This window comes from Streptomyces sp. cg35 (assembly GCF_050410835.1).
Taxonomy (GTDB): Bacteria; Actinomycetota; Actinomycetes; order Streptomycetales; family Streptomycetaceae; genus Streptomyces.
On the sequence record NZ_CP191268.1, the window covers coordinates 6,748,071 to 6,761,713 of the forward strand.

The 13,643-nt window shown below is 70.3% G+C and carries 13 protein-coding genes; 8 read left to right on the top strand and 5 right to left on the bottom strand.

The window, feature by feature from the left end:
• Positions 1 to 8: 8 nt before the first annotated feature.
• A complete protein-coding gene (tkt, locus tag ACQUQD_RS30785; RefSeq protein WP_428955418.1) occupies positions 9 to 2,096 on the bottom strand; it encodes a transketolase in 2,088 nt (695 codons plus the stop codon).
• Between the two features lie 415 nt (positions 2,097 to 2,511).
• Between tkt and ACQUQD_RS30790 the strand changes: the two genes are divergently transcribed.
• From ACQUQD_RS30790 to ACQUQD_RS30800, 3 genes are all read left to right on the top strand, one after another.
• Positions 2,512 to 3,474, top strand: coding sequence for a heme o synthase (locus ACQUQD_RS30790; protein WP_428955419.1), 963 nt, complete (start codon positions 2,512 to 2,514; stop codon positions 3,472 to 3,474).
• A 104-nt stretch (positions 3,475 to 3,578) separates the two neighbouring features.
• Entirely contained in the window at positions 3,579 to 3,914 is a 336-nt protein-coding gene (locus ACQUQD_RS30795) for a hypothetical protein (protein WP_428955420.1), read from the top strand.
• Positions 3,915 to 4,026: 112 nt separating this feature from the next.
• Entirely contained in the window at positions 4,027 to 5,166 is a 1,140-nt protein-coding gene (locus ACQUQD_RS30800) for an amidohydrolase family protein (protein WP_428955421.1), read from the top strand.
• 29 nt (positions 5,167 to 5,195) lie between these two features.
• On the opposite strand, the gene ACQUQD_RS30805 is transcribed toward ACQUQD_RS30800, so the two are convergent.
• The 3 genes from ACQUQD_RS30805 to ACQUQD_RS30815 form a co-directional block, all read right to left on the bottom strand.
• Positions 5,196 to 6,200: a COX15/CtaA family protein gene (locus tag ACQUQD_RS30805; RefSeq protein ID WP_428955422.1), complete on the bottom strand. Its 1,005-nt coding sequence runs from the start codon at positions 6,198 to 6,200 to the stop codon at positions 5,196 to 5,198.
• Between the two features lie 77 nt (positions 6,201 to 6,277).
• Positions 6,278 to 7,045, bottom strand: coding sequence for an ABC transporter permease (locus tag ACQUQD_RS30810; protein ID WP_428955423.1), 768 nt, complete (start codon positions 7,043 to 7,045; stop codon positions 6,278 to 6,280).
• Positions 7,042 to 7,965, bottom strand: a complete 924-nt coding sequence (locus tag ACQUQD_RS30815; protein WP_428955424.1) for an ABC transporter ATP-binding protein — start codon at positions 7,963 to 7,965, stop codon at positions 7,042 to 7,044. The genes ACQUQD_RS30810 and ACQUQD_RS30815 overlap by 4 nt, the downstream gene beginning before the upstream one ends.
• Before the next feature lie 112 nt (positions 7,966 to 8,077).
• On the opposite strand from ACQUQD_RS30815, the gene ACQUQD_RS30820 reads away from it, so the two are divergent.
• Positions 8,078 to 8,857, top strand: a complete 780-nt coding sequence (locus ACQUQD_RS30820) for a formate/nitrite transporter family protein (RefSeq protein ID WP_428955425.1) — start codon at positions 8,078 to 8,080, stop codon at positions 8,855 to 8,857.
• A gap of 51 nt (positions 8,858 to 8,908) precedes the next feature.
• Here ACQUQD_RS30820 and ACQUQD_RS30825 read toward each other — a convergent pair whose 3' ends face one another.
• Positions 8,909 to 9,700: an aminoglycoside N(3)-acetyltransferase gene (locus ACQUQD_RS30825; RefSeq protein ID WP_428955426.1), complete on the bottom strand. Its 792-nt coding sequence runs from the start codon at positions 9,698 to 9,700 to the stop codon at positions 8,909 to 8,911.
• A gap of 195 nt (positions 9,701 to 9,895) precedes the next feature.
• On the opposite strand from ACQUQD_RS30825, the gene ACQUQD_RS30830 reads away from it, so the two are divergent.
• Genes ACQUQD_RS30830 through ACQUQD_RS30845 form a run of 4 tightly spaced genes read left to right on the top strand, consistent with a single transcriptional unit; the run spans position 9,896 to position 13,637 of the window.
• Positions 9,896 to 10,660, top strand: a complete 765-nt coding sequence (locus tag ACQUQD_RS30830; protein WP_428955427.1) for a helix-turn-helix transcriptional regulator — start codon at positions 9,896 to 9,898, stop codon at positions 10,658 to 10,660.
• Positions 10,657 to 12,081: a Fe-S cluster assembly protein SufB gene (gene sufB / locus ACQUQD_RS30835; protein WP_428955428.1), complete on the top strand. Its 1,425-nt coding sequence runs from the start codon at positions 10,657 to 10,659 to the stop codon at positions 12,079 to 12,081. Before ACQUQD_RS30830 ends, sufB begins: the two co-directional genes overlap by 4 nt.
• Before the next feature lie 57 nt (positions 12,082 to 12,138).
• On the top strand, positions 12,139 to 13,320 hold the full coding sequence (sufD, locus tag ACQUQD_RS30840; protein ID WP_428955429.1) for a Fe-S cluster assembly protein SufD: 1,182 nt from the start codon (positions 12,139 to 12,141) through the stop codon (positions 13,318 to 13,320).
• The gene (locus ACQUQD_RS30845; protein WP_428955430.1) at positions 13,320 to 13,637 is read left to right on the top strand and encodes a non-heme iron oxygenase ferredoxin subunit; all 318 of its coding nucleotides are present in this window, start codon (positions 13,320 to 13,322) and stop codon (positions 13,635 to 13,637) included. The genes sufD and ACQUQD_RS30845 overlap by 1 nt, the downstream gene beginning before the upstream one ends.
• Positions 13,638 to 13,643: the final 6 nt, after the last annotated feature.

The window sequence follows — 13,643 nt, forward strand, 5'->3', positions numbered from 1 at the left end:
TACGGGCGTCAGCGCTGAGCCGCGGCCAGGGATTCCCGGGCCTTCGCGACCACGTTCTCGGGCGTGAACCCGAACTCGCGGAAGAGGACCTTGGCGTCGGCCGAAGCACCGAAGTGCTCCAGCGAGACGATGCGGCCGGCGTCCCCGACGTACTTGTGCCACGTCAGAGCGATACCGGCCTCGACGGCCACCCGCGCCTTGACGGCCGGCGGCAGGACGCTGTCCCGGTACCCCTGGTCCTGCTCCTCGAACCACTCGACGGACGGCATCGACACGACGCGCGTGGCGACACCCTCGGCCTCCAGCGTCTCGCGCGCCTCGACGGCGAGCTGCACCTCGGAGCCGGTGGCGATGAGGATCAGGTCCGGGGTCTCCTTGGAGGCCTCGACGAGCACGTAACCGCCCTTGACGGTGTCCTCGTTGGGCTCGTAGGTCGGCACACCCTGACGGGTCAGGGCCAGACCGTGCGGCTTGCTCGTGCCGTAGTCCTTCTTGCCGCGGCGCAGGATCTCGCGCCAGGCGATGACGGTCTCGTTGGCGTCCGCCGGGCGGACGACGTTGAGGCCGGGGATCGCGCGCAGCGAGGCGAGGTGCTCGACCGGCTGGTGCGTCGGGCCGTCCTCACCGAGACCGATGGAGTCGTGCGTCCACACGTACGTCACCGGCAGGTGCATCAGGGCCGACAGGCGCACGGCGTTGCGCATGTAGTCGGAGAACACCAGGAAGGTGCCGCCGTAGATGCGCGTGTGGCCGTGCAGCGCGATGCCGTTCATCTCCGCGGCCATGGAGTGCTCGCGGATACCGAAGTGGACGGTGCGGCCGTAGGGGTCGGCCTCCGGCAGCGGGTTGCCCTTCGGCAGGAAGGACGACGTCTTGTCGATGGTGGTGTTGTTCGAGCCGGCGAGGTCGGCGGAGCCGCCCCACAGCTCGGGGATGACCGGGCCGAGCGCCTGCAGGACCTTGCCGGACGCGGCACGCGTCGCGACGCCCTTGCCGGTCTCGAAGACCGGGAGCTTCTCCTCCCAGCCGGCCGGCAGCTCGCCCGCGTTGATGCGGTCGAACTCGGCGGCGCGCTCCGGGTTGGCGGTGCGCCACTCCTGGAACGACTTCTCCCACTCGGCCTTGGCCTGGGCGCCGCGGTCGAGGGCCTTGCGGGTGTGGCCGATGACCTCGTCGGAGACCTCGAAGGTCTGCTCCGGGTCGAAGCCCAGCACGCGCTTGGTGGCGGCCACCTCGTCGTCGCCGAGCGCCGAGCCGTGCGCGGCCTCGGTGTTCTGCGCGTTCGGGGCGGGCCAGGCGATGATCGAGCGCATCGCGATGAAGGACGGCTTGTCCGTGACCTTCTTGGCCGCCTCGACGGCGGCGTAGATCGCCTCGTGGTCGAGGTCGCCGTCCGCCTTCGGGGCCACGCGCTGGACGTGCCAGCCGTACGCCTCGTAGCGCTTGAGGGTGTCCTCGGAGACCGCGGTCTCGGTGTCGCCCTCGATCGAGATGTGGTTGTCGTCCCACAGCAGGATCAGGTTGCCGAGCTGCTGGTGGCCCGCGAGCGAGGACGCCTCGGAGGAGATGCCCTCCTGGAGGCAGCCGTCACCGGCGATCGCGTAGATGAAGTGGTCGAACGGGGAGGTGCCCGGGGCGGCCTCCGGGTCGAACAGACCGCGCTCGTAGCGGGCGGCCATCGCCATGCCCACGGCATTGGCGACACCCTGGCCCAGCGGGCCCGTGGTGGTCTCGACGCCGGTGGTGTGGCCGTACTCCGGGTGGCCGGGGGTCTTGGAACCCCACGTCCGGAACGCCTTCAGGTCGTCCAGCTCCAGGCCGAACCCGGCCAGGTAGAGCTGGATGTAGAGGGTCAGGGACGAGTGGCCCGCGGACAGGACGAACCGGTCCCGGCCGACCCAGTCGGCGTCCGCCGGGTCGTGTCGCATCACCTTCTGGAAGAGGGTGTACGCGGCCGGGGCCAGGCTCATCGCCGTACCGGGATGGCCGTTGCCGACCTTCTGTACGGCGTCGGCGGCCAGGACGCGAGCGGTGTCAACGGCCCGCTGGTCCACATCGGTCCACTCGAGGTCTGTGGTGGTCGGCTTGGTGCTCACCCTGAGTCAGGGCTCCTCTCCACATGTCTGATAACCGGTGACGTCGGTCTCACCGGCCGTTGTCGAGCCTACCCGTCCTGAGACGTGCATTTTTTCGAGTCATTCCAGACTGCCGGGACTCCGTCGAATCCGCCTCCTGACAGGGATCGACGCCGTTCGTCACGTGAATACGGAGCCGCTCATCTGGGGGCTCATCCGGAGACGTGAAAGCTCATCTGGAGGAAGCGCGCGACCGGTTCGGGGAAGCCGCCGCGGGTCCGCGTTGCGTCCTTCGCGGCATGCTGCCCAACACGACCCCACCCCCGCGAAGGGCGAGGTATAGGCAACGTCTACAGTGGCGTGGTACGCGCGAGCCTTTACCGGGACTTCACATCCAAGTGGACTGCTTGGGGGCTCGCTGGAGTCTTTGTCAGGGGTGTGCGTGACGGCCGTCGAATCCCGTCCACCGGGAGCGCTCGGGACGAGCAGCACGAGCAGCAGCCGGGGCCAGCGGCCGTTCGGGGCCCGTGTGAAGGCGTTCGTGGCGCTGACCAAGCCGCGGATCATCGAACTTCTGCTCATCACCACGGTGCCGGTGATGTTCCTCGCCGAGCAGGGTGTGCCGGACCTGAAGCTGGTGCTGATCACCTGCCTCGGCGGCTACCTCTCCGCGGGCGGCGCCAATGCGCTGAACATGTGGTACGACCGCGACATCGACGCCCTCATGGACCGCACGTCGCAGCGGCCGCTGGTCACCGGCATGGTGAGCCCGAACGAGTGCCTGGTCTTCGGCATCTCCCTCGCGGTGATCTCCACGCTGCTGTTCGGCTTCGCGGTCAACTGGCTGTCGGCCTGGCTGTCGCTGGGGGCGCTGCTCTTCTATGTGGTCGTCTACACGATGATCCTGAAGCGCCGCACGTCGCAGAACATCGTGTGGGGCGGCATCGCGGGCTGCCTGCCCGTCCTCATCGGCTGGTCGTCGGTCACCGACTCCATGTCGTGGGCGCCGATCATCCTCTTCATGGTCATGTTCTTCTGGACGCCGCCGCACTACTGGCCGCTGTCCATGAAGGTGAAGGACGACTACGCGCGCGTGGGCGTGCCGATGCTTCCGGTCATCGCCTCGAACAAGGTGGTCGCGCGGCAGATCGTCGTCTACAGCTGGCTGATGGTCGGTGTCTCGCTCCTCCTGACGCCGCTCGGCTACACGGGCTGGTTCTACACGGCCGTCGCCCTGGTGGCGGGCGGTGCCTGGCTGTGGGAGGCGCACGGTCTGCAGAACCGCGCCAAGGCCGAGATCACGGGCGGGAAGCTCAAGGAGATGCGGCTGTTCCACTGGTCGATCACCTACGTCTCCCTGCTCTTCGTCGCGGTCGCGGTGGACCCCTTCCTGCGCTGACGTTCCGGGCTTGTCCCCGAGCTTCCCCGATGGGTGGGGTGCGTGGCCCAGGCCACGCACCCCACCCATCGCTTGTTTGGCTACTCGTCGGTAGCATCCTGTTCATGGCAGAGACTCAAGCGGTTGAGGCGCCCCGTCGGGCGGCGAAGGACGAGCGCCGGGCGGCCAGGCTGGCCAAGGAGATCGGCGCGTTCGCCAAGGCGCACGGCGGCGCCGAGGGACAGCTGGCGTACATCGGCGAGCGCGGCACCCGCATCGTCCTCGTCGGCGAGGACGGCGGCTGGGGCGACCTGGTGGCCACCACCTACGAGGTCGCCCAGAAGGCGGTCGAGAAGGCCGGCATCACGGTCCACGAGGACTTCGACGGCGACTTCGCCGCGAAGGTGGAGACCGGCCCGTACGAGTGGAAGCGCATGGCGGGCATCCAGCTCGGCGGCTGACGCCGGGCCTCCGGTGGCCATGGGCGCAGGTGTACGACTCACGGTTGAGCAACACCAGGCGCCCGTTCACCCGTTAGGACTGTAGGAGCACGGTCCATCTACGGGAGCCCGGATGATCGAAACGCCGTCCCTGGTGGATCAGTACTGCCACGGGGTGCTGCGTACGGAACTGGGCCTCGGCACGTTCGAGGCCCACCTCGGCCGGGGCGAGGGGCCGCCCGCCCCCGGCACCACCTTCTTCGACACCCAGACCGGCTTCGCGGTGCGCCGCTGGTGCCCGCCGCTGCTCGGTCTGGAACCCCACTGCCCGCCCGCCCGCTATCTGGCCAGGCGCCGCGAACTCGGGGTCATGGAAGCGGGCCGACGGCTCCTGCGCGGCAGCGGCATCACCACGTACCTCGTGGACACGGGGCTGCCCGGCGACCTGACCGGGCCCGCCGAGATGGCCCGTGCCGGGGAGGCGGCGGCGCACGAGATCGTCCGCCTCGAATTACTGGCCGAGCAGGTCGCGGACACCTCCGGAACCGTCGAGTCCTTCCTCGCGAACCTCGCCGAGTCGGTGCACGCCGCGGCCGCGAGCGCCGTGGCCTTCACCTCGGTCGCGGGCGTCCGCCACGGCCTCGCCCTCGCGCCGCAGCCGCCGGGGCCGGGCGAGGTGCGCGGCGCGGCGGGGCGCTGGCTCGCCGGGCGCACGGTGGGCGGGCCCCTGACGGATCCGGTCCTGCTGCGCCATGTGCTGTGGATCGCCGTGGCGTCGGGCCGGCCGCTCCAACTGCACGCCGGGCTCGGTGAACCGGGCCTGCGCATCGATCGCACGGACCCGGTGCTGCTGACGGACTTCGCGCGGGCCACGGCCGGCCTCGGCACCGACCTGATCCTGCTGCACGGCTATCCGTACCACCGGCACGCCGCCCATCTGGCCGGGATCTTCCCCCATGTCTACGCCGACCTTGGTCCGGCACTGGCCCGCACCGGGGCCCGGGCCGCCGCGGTCCTCGCGGAGATCCTCGAACTGACCCCGTTCGGCAAGCTGCTGTTCTCCAGCGGGGCCCACGGCATCCCGGAGCTGCACGTGGTGGGCGCCCGGCTGTTCCGTGAGGCGCTGGGCCGGGTGCTCGGGGGCTGGGTCGCCGAAGGGTCGTGGTCCCTCGGGGACGCGCAGCGGGTGGCGTCGATGATCGCGGCGGGGACGGCCCGGCGGGTCTACGGGCTCGACGTCAGGAGCGCGGACGGCTCGCCGACTTCGGAGTGAGGCGACGGGCGAGGCGGCCCGGGCCCGGGTCAGACGGCCGAGAGTTCCGGGTCGGCCTGGGCCGGGAGGCCCACCGTCGTCTCCGGTCGCTCGCGCAGGGACAGGGCGACGCGCAGGACGCCGATCCACACCAGTGCCGAGCCCAGCATGTGCAGTCCGACCAGGACCTCGGGCAGGTCCGTGAAGTACTGGACGTACCCGATGATCCCCTGGGCGAGCAGGATCAGGAACAGGTCGCGGGTGCGGTGCAGCGGGCCCTTGGGGGCGTCGACGGCCTTCAGGACGAACCAGAGGGCGAAGGTCAGCGTCACCACGATCCAGGCCAGGACCGCGTGCACCTTGCTGACCGTCTCCCAGTCGAGCGGCATGCGGTGGACGTCGCTGGAGTCACCCGCGTGCGGGCCGGCACCGGTGACCACCGTGCCGACCGCGATGAGGAGACCCGACGCCAGGATCAGGAACCAGACGAGCTGCTTGATCGACTTGCCGACCAGCGGGCGCGGCTCCGTGTCGCCCTCGCGGGTGCGCTGCCACATGAGCACGGCGACCGTGAGGAGGGCGGTGGTCAGGATGAAGTGGGCCGCGACCGTGTACGGGTTGAGACCGACCAGCACGACGATGCCGCCGAGCACCGCGTTGCCCATGACGACCCAGAACTGGGTCCAGCCGAGCCGGGTCAGCGAGCGCCGCCACGGCTTCTGCGAGCGGGCGGCGATGATCGCCCAGCCGACCGCGGCGCACAGCACGTACGTGAGCATGCGATTGCCGAACTCGATGGCTCCGTGGAAGCCCATCTCGCTCGTCGCGGTCAGCGACTGGTCGGTGCACTTGGGCCAGGTCGGGCAGCCGAGGCCCGACCCGGTCAGGCGCACCGCGCCGCCGGTCACGACGATCACCACCGTCATGACGACGGCGGACAGCGCCGCGCGCTGGACGGTCCGCTGCGTGGGGGTCCAGCGCTCGGCGATGAAGGCGAGCGGGCTGCGGATCGCCTGGACGGCGTCGGCGCGGGTCACGTTTGGCACGGGTCCCATCGTAGGGGGCCGCTTGTGCACGCCTTCACGAGGGGGACGTAAGTGGGCCATCTGTGACGCCCGTTACGCCCTGCCGGTCACTCCCAGCGGAAGAAACGGCCCGCCGCGCCGAGCCCCAGGACCGCCCAGACACCGAGGATGCCCAGGTCGCCCCAGGGCATCGGGGCGCCGTGCTGGAGGACGTCGCGCAGGCCGTCGGAGAGCGCCGAGATGGGCAGCAGACCGAGCACCGACTGGGCTGCTTCGGGGAACTTGTCGAGGGGCACGATGACGCCGCCGCCGACCAGCAGGAGCAGGAAGACCAGGTTGGCCGCGGCGAGCGTCGCCTCCGCCTTGAGCGTGCCGGCCATGAGCAGGCCGAGACCGGAGAAGGCGGCGGTGCCGAGGACCAGGAGCAGCAGCACGGCGAAGGGATTGCCGTGCGGGGACCAGCCCAGGGCGAACGCGATGACCGTGAGGAGGACGACCTGGAGGATCTCGGTGACCAGGACCGAGAGGGTCTTGGCCGCCATCAGCCCCCAGCGGGGCAGCGGTGAGGCGCCGAGCCGCTTGAGGACGCCGTAGCGGCGCTCGAAGCCCGTCGCGATCGCCTGGCCGGTGAACGCCGTCGACATCACGGCGAGCGCCAGGATCCCGGGGGCCAGGAAGTCGACGGCCTTGCCGGAGCCCGTGTCGACGATGTCGACGGACGAGAACAGGACCAGCAGGAGGGTGGGGATGACGACGGTGAGAAGGAGCTGCTCGCCGTTGCGGAGCAGCATCTTCGTCTCGAGCGCGGCCTGCGTGGCGATCATGCGGGGCAGCGGTGCCGCTCCGGGGCGGGGGGTGTACGTACCGGCGCTCATCCGCGCAGCTCCTTGCCGGTCAGTTCGAGGAAGACGTCTTCGAGGGTGTGCCGCTCGACGGAGATCTTGTCCGGCATCACGCCGTGCTGGGCGCACCAGGAAGTGACCGTCGCCAGGAGCTGCGGGTCGACCTTGCCGGCCACGCGGTAGGAGCCGGGGGTCAGTTCGGCGGCCGCGGAGTCGGCGGGCAGGGCCTTGAGGAGCGAGGCCACGTCCAGACCGGGGCGGCCCGTGAAGCGCAGGGTGTTCTCGGCGCCGCCGCGGCACAGCTGCTCCGGGGAGCCCTGCGCGATGACCTTGCCGGCGTCGACGATCGCCACGTCGTCGGCGAGCTGCTCGGCCTCGTCCATGTGGTGCGTGGTGAGGATGACCGAGACGCCGTCGGCGCGCAGGTCCCTGACCAGGTCCCAGGTGGCGCGGCGGGCCTGCGGGTCGAGACCCGCCGTCGGCTCGTCGAGGAAGACCAGGTCGGGGCGGCCGACCACGGCCATCGCGAGGGCGAGGCGCTGCTGCTGACCGCCGGACAGCCGGCGGTACGTCGTGCGGCCGCAACTGCCGAGCCCCAGGCGCTCGATGAGGGCGTCCACATCGAGCGGGTGGGCGTGCAGCTTCGCGATGTGGCGCAGCATCTCGTCGGCGCGGGCGCCCGAGTAGACGCCGCCGGACTGCAGCATCACGCCGATGCGGGGGCGCAGCGCCGAGGCCTGCCCGACCGGGTCGAGGCCGAGGACGCGGACGGTGCCCGAGTCCGCCCGCCGGTAGCCCTCGCAGGTCTCGATCGTGGTGGTCTTGCCCGCGCCGTTGGGGCCGAGGACCGCCGTGATGCCGGGGGCTGCCGTGAGGTCGAGACCGTCGACCGCGGTCTTGTTTCCGTACCGCTTCACCAGTGCGGTGAGGTGGACGACGGGCTCGCTTCGCATGGTGGGCAAGTCTAGGGACGGGTCGCAGGTCCCGGGCGGGCGGGGCGGCAGGTCCCGGCGCAGGTGACCTTTTCCGGTCAGCACCGGACCGGGGCGGACCTAGCGTCGATATGTGACCAGCATCGCGCAGAACGTGGAGGAGACGTCCGAGCAGGCCGCCCACAAGGCGCACGATCTGCGACGGACACCGCGCTACTTCGTCTCGGCCGTGCTCGCGGGCGCGTACATCGGGGTCGGCGAAGTGCTGCTGCTCGTCGCGGTGTCCCCGTTCGTCCAGGCGGGTTCCGCGGCGACCAGGCTGCTGGAGGGGCTGGTCTTCCCGATCGCCTTGACGATCGTGATGTTCGCCGGGGCGCAGCTGTTCACCAGCAACGTGATGGTGATGCTCATCGGCGCGCTCACCGGACGGACGGGGGCGAAGGACCTGGCGGGCAGCTGGGCGCTGTCGCTGGCGGGCAACGGCGTGGGAGCGTTCCTGTTCGGCGCGATGGTGCACGCGTCCGGGGTCGCCTCCGGTACGCCGGCCCGCGCCATGCTCGCGGAGATGGTCCACGGCAAGGAGGCCCTGGCCGGGGGCCAGCTGTTCTGGCGGGCCGTGCTGTGCAATCTCCTCGTGTGCCTCGCGATCTGGATGTTCTACCGGGCCAAGGGCGACGGGGCGAAGATCTTCGTGCTGTGGATCCCGGTGTTCGTGTTCGTGGCCGTCGGGTTCGAGCACTGCGTGGCGAACATGGCCCTGTTCAGCCTGGCGATCCTGGACGGGAGCGCGGGGTTCGGCGATCTGCTGCGGAACCTGGCGTTCACCGTGCCGGGCAACATCGTGGGCGGCGGGCTGCTGGTCGCGGGCTCGTACTGGTTCATGGGGCGGCCCGAGCGCGAGGAGGATCTCTAGGGCCCGCGACACGATCCGCCGGACAGGCCCTGGGCCCCGGGGCCGTCGCCTCTAGGGCCGCGGCGGGCGGTGCGCGGGGAGCCACTTCTGTGCGTAGGCCACCGCGTCCGCCAGCGGGAACAGACGCGTCTGCGCCGCGCCCACCCGGCCGGTCACGACCGGCACGTCCCGTTCGAAGGCCGTGCCGAGCTCGTCGAAGCGGTCCGCGCTGATCGCCACCTCGCCGACGTGCTCCCAGCCGGCGGGACCCGGACGGCCGGCGTCCTCCGTGCGGTGCGGGACGCGGTACTCGGCCAGATGGAAGCCCGTGCATGCCCCGTATCCCGCGCCGAGCATCAGCACGCGTGCGCCCCGTTCCTCCAGACGGGCCAGCGGACTGCGCTCGCCGAGCCGGCAGTCCGGCGCGTGCCCCTCGACGATCTCGGCGGCGCGCGGGCCGAGCGCGGCGAACGACGTCTGGGGGTGCGCGCTGCGCAGGGCGCCCGGCCAGCTGCGTACGGCCTCGGGGATCACGCCGACGGAGCGGCTGGGCGTGGTCCGCGGGTCGTAACCGGGCATGGTCGCCCGGACCGTCTCCCACCAGTCCGCCGGCACCGGCGGGTCGCTCCAGAGCGCCGGATCTGTGAGGTCGCCGGAGTGCGCGGGCACGACCAGCGTGCCGTCGTCGCCGAGTGCGTCGAGGAGGGCCTGGACGACGGCTGCCTGCCCGCCGTTGACCCAGCCGAGGCTGCTGAGGGAGGAGTGCACGAGCAGGATCTCGCCGGCCTCGACACCGAGCGCGCGAAGGTCGCACGCGAGCGAGGCCCGGGTGACGAGCGGGCCGGTGGGGAGGGGTGCGGGCATGGTCGGCAGTGTCCCGGCGGGGCCGCTGCGGCGCCACGCATTTACGCGCCGGAGCCGCCCGACTCTGATCGATCAAAGATCGTTTCCGCAGGTCACGCCACGTATCTACTTAGGTCTACCTAAGTGATGCACGGCACCGCCGCGCGATCACCAGCCCGCTTGTCAGGGTCTGAGGAATTACGCAACAATGGCGTTGTGAAAAACGTCGGCGAGGCTCAGGAGGCACCCACGGGGGCCCCTCACGAGGAGCTCGCGACCGGGGAGCGATCGACGCGCAACCGGGTCGCGCGCTCCATCCTGGACCACGGCCCGTCCACCGTCGCCGATCTCGCCGGACGCCTCGGCCTCACCCAGGCCGCCGTCCGCCGCCACCTCGACGCCCTCGTAGCCGATGACGTCGTGGAGGCACGGGAACAGCGGGTCTACGGGGCGCGTACGCGCGGCCGGCCCGCCAAGGTGTTCGCGCTCACCGACTGCGGCCGCGACGCCTTCGACCAGTCCTACGACAAGCTCGCCGCGGACGCGCTCCGCTGGATCCAGGAGCAGGCCGGCGGGGACGAGGCAGTCGTCGCCTTCGCCCGGGCCCGGATCGCCGCGCAGGCCGTGGCGTACCGCGAGGCGGTGGAAGGGGCACCGCCCGGCGGACGGACCGCAGCGCTGGCCAAGGCCCTGAGCGCGGACGGGTACGCTGCTACGGCGCGCAGCGCGCCCCTCCCGCAACAGGGCGAGCAGCTCTGCCAGCACCACTGCCCGGTCGCGCACGTCGCCGAGCAGTTCCCGCAGCTGTGCGAGGCCGAGACGGAGATGTTCTCGCAGCTCCTCGGCACGCACGTGCAGCGGCTGGCCACCATCGCCCACGGTGACGGCGTCTGTACGACGTTCATCCCCAAGGGCGCCAAGAACACCCCCAAGACCATCACCAACGCATCTGCAAGCACCGCCGGGAGGAACCCCGCATGACTCTCCCCATCGAGGAGACTGCCCACCCTGAGCTCGAGGGCCTGGGCAAGTACGAATACGGCTGGGCAGACTCCGACGCGGCCGGTGCCTCTGCCAAGCGCGGCATCAACGAGGACGTCGTCAAGGACATCTCCGACAAGAAGTCCGAGCCGGAGTGGATGACCAAGCTCCGCCTCAAGGGCCTGAAGCTCTTCGGCAAGAAGCCCATGCCGAACTGGGGCTCGGACCTGTCGGGCATCGACTTCGACAACATCAAGTACTTCGTGCGCTCCACGGAGAAGCAGGCGGAGTCCTGGGAGGACCTGCCCGAGGACATCAAGAACACGTACGACAAGCTCGGCATCCCCGAGGCGGAGAAGCAGCGCCTCGTCGCCGGTGTCGCGGCCCAGTACGAGTCCGAGGTCGTCTACCACCAGATCCGCGAGGACCTGGAGGAGCAGGGCGTCATCTTCCTCGACACCGACACCGCCCTGAAGGAGCACCCGGAGCTCTTCAAGGAGTACTTCGGGACCGTCATCCCGGCCGGCGACAACAAGTTCGCCGCGCTGAACACCGCCGTGTGGTCGGGCGGCTCCTTCATCTACGTGCCGAAGGGCGTGCACGTCGAGATCCCGCTCCAGGCCTACTTCCGTATCAACACGGAGAACATGGGCCAGTTCGAGCGGACGCTGATCATCGTCGACGAGGACGCCTACGTCCACTACGTCGAGGGCTGCACCGCGCCGATCTACAAGTCGGACTCCCTGCACTCCGCGGTGGTCGAGATCATCGTGAAGAAGGGCGCCCGCTGCCGCTACACGACCATCCAGAACTGGTCGAACAACGTCTACAACCTGGTCACCAAGCGCGCCGTGGCGTACGAGGGCGCGACCATGGAGTGGATCGACGGCAACATCGGCTCCAAGGTCACCATGAAGTACCCGGCCGTCTACCTGATGGGCGAGCACGCCAAGGGCGAGACGCTGTCCATCGCCTTCGCGGGCGAGGGCCAGCACCAGGACGCCGGTTCCAAGATGGTCCACATGGCGCCGAACACGTCCTCCAACATCGTCTCGAAGTCCGTGGCGCGCGGCGGTGGCCGCACCTCCTACCGCGGTCTCGTCGAGATCGGCGAGGGCGCCGCCGGATCGAAGTCGAACGTGCTGTGCGACGCGCTGCTCGTCGACACCATCTCGCGCTCCGACACGTACCCGTACGTCGACGTCCGCGAGGACGACGTGTCCATGGGCCACGAGGCGACCGTCTCCAAGGTCTCCGAGGACCAGCTCTTCTACCTGATGAGCCGCGGACTCTCCGAGTTCGAGGCCATGGCGATGATCGTGCGCGGCTTCGTCGAGCCGATCGCCAAGGAGCTGCCCATGGAGTACGCGCTCGAGCTCAACCGGCTGATCGAGCTGCAGATGGAAGGCTCGGTGGGTTAACCCCTACCGCCTTCTCCATCAAGCCACTTACGTAAGAAAGCGAGCGCTACGACAGCCATGGCTGAGGCTCAGAACATCCCGGCCGGTTCGACCACTGCCGGAACCATCGCGGTGGCCGCAGAGTCGACCGTCGCCACGCGCATGAGCGCGCCCCCGTCCTTCGACGTGCAGGACTTCCCGGTCCCGCACGGCCGCGAGGAGGAGTGGCGGTTCACGCCGCTGGAGCGGCTGCGCGGCCTGCACGACGGCACCGCCGTCGCCACCGGCACCGGCGTCAAGGTCGACGTGGAGGCGCCGGCCGGCGTCACCGTCGAGACCGTCGGCCGGGACGACGCCCGCATCGGCAAGGCGGGCAAGCCCGTCGACCGCGTCGCCGCCCAGGCGTACTCGGCGTTCGAGAAGGCGTCCGTCGTCTCCGTGCCCAAGGAGACGCAGCTGACCGAGCCGATCCGGATCGCCGTGCACGGCGAGGGCGGCGTCGCCTACGGCCACCAGGTCATCGAGCTGGGCGCCTTCGCCGAGGCCGTCGTCGTCATCGACCACACCGGTGACGCGGTGCTCGCCGCCAACGTCGACTACCTGCTCGGCGACGGCGCGAAGCTGACCGTCGTGTCGGTGCAGGACTGGGACGACAAGGCCGTCCACGTGGCGCAGCACAACGCGCTCGTCGGCCGCGACGCCTCCTTCAAGTCCGTCGTCGTCACCTTCGGCGGTGACGTCGTCCGCCTGCACCCGCGCGTGCAGTACGCGGCCACCGGCGGCGAGGCCGAGCTGTTCGGCCTCTACTTCACCGACGCGGGCCAGCACCAGGAGCACCGCCTCCTGGTCGACCACACCGCCCCGCACTGCAAGTCGAACGTCGTCTACAAGGGCGCGCTCCAGGGCGACGACGCGCACGCCGTGTGGATCGGTGATGTCCTCATCGAGGCCGCCGCCGAAGGCACCGACACCTACGAGATGAACCGGAATCTCGTGCTCACCGACGGTGCGCGCGTCGACTCCGTGCCGAACCTGGAGATCGAGACCGGCGAGATCGTCGGCGCCGGTCACGCCTCCGCGACCGGCCGCTTCGACGACGAGCAGCTCTTCTACCTGATGGCCCGCGGCATCCCCGCGGACGAGGCCCGCCGCCTCGTCGTGCGCGGCTTCTTCGCCGAGCTCGTCCAGCAGATCGGTGTCCCGGACATCGAGGAGCGCCTGATCGGCCGGATCGAGACCGAGCTGGAGGCCACGGTCTGATGGCCTTCGTACGCGCCTGCGGCCTTGGCGAGCTGGAGGAGGACACCCCGAAGCGGGTGGAACTCGACGGCACGCCGGTCTCGGTCGTCCGCACCGAGGGGGAGGTGTTCGCGATCAACGACATCTGCTCGCACGCGAACGTCTCGCTCTCCGAGGGCGAGGTGGAGGACTGCCAGATCGAGTGCTGGCTGCACGGCTCCGCGTTCGACCTCCGCACCGGCAAGCCGTCCGGCCTTCCCGCGACGCGCCCCGTCCCCGTATACCCCGTAAAGATCGAAGGGGACGACGTGCTCGTCTCCCTCACCCAGGAGTCCTGAGGCACC

Coding starts and splice junctions, on each gene's coding strand:
- ACQUQD_RS30795 (WP_428955420.1), top strand. CDS start 3,579: ATGGCAGAGACTCAAGCGGTTGAGGCGCCCCGTCGGGCGGCGAAGGAC.
- ACQUQD_RS30800 (WP_428955421.1), top strand. CDS start 4,027: ATGATCGAAACGCCGTCCCTGGTGGATCAGTACTGCCACGGGGTGCTG.
- ACQUQD_RS30805 (WP_428955422.1), bottom strand. CDS start 6,200: ATGGGACCCGTGCCAAACGTGACCCGCGCCGACGCCGTCCAGGCGATC.
- ACQUQD_RS30810 (WP_428955423.1), bottom strand. CDS start 7,045: ATGAGCGCCGGTACGTACACCCCCCGCCCCGGAGCGGCACCGCTGCCC.
- ACQUQD_RS30815 (WP_428955424.1), bottom strand. CDS start 7,965: ATGCGAAGCGAGCCCGTCGTCCACCTCACCGCACTGGTGAAGCGGTAC.
- ACQUQD_RS30825 (WP_428955426.1), bottom strand. CDS start 9,700: ATGCCCGCACCCCTCCCCACCGGCCCGCTCGTCACCCGGGCCTCGCTC.
- sufB (WP_428955428.1), top strand. CDS start 10,657: ATGACTCTCCCCATCGAGGAGACTGCCCACCCTGAGCTCGAGGGCCTG.
- sufD (WP_428955429.1), top strand. CDS start 12,139: ATGGCTGAGGCTCAGAACATCCCGGCCGGTTCGACCACTGCCGGAACC.
- ACQUQD_RS30845 (WP_428955430.1), top strand. CDS start 13,320: ATGGCCTTCGTACGCGCCTGCGGCCTTGGCGAGCTGGAGGAGGACACC.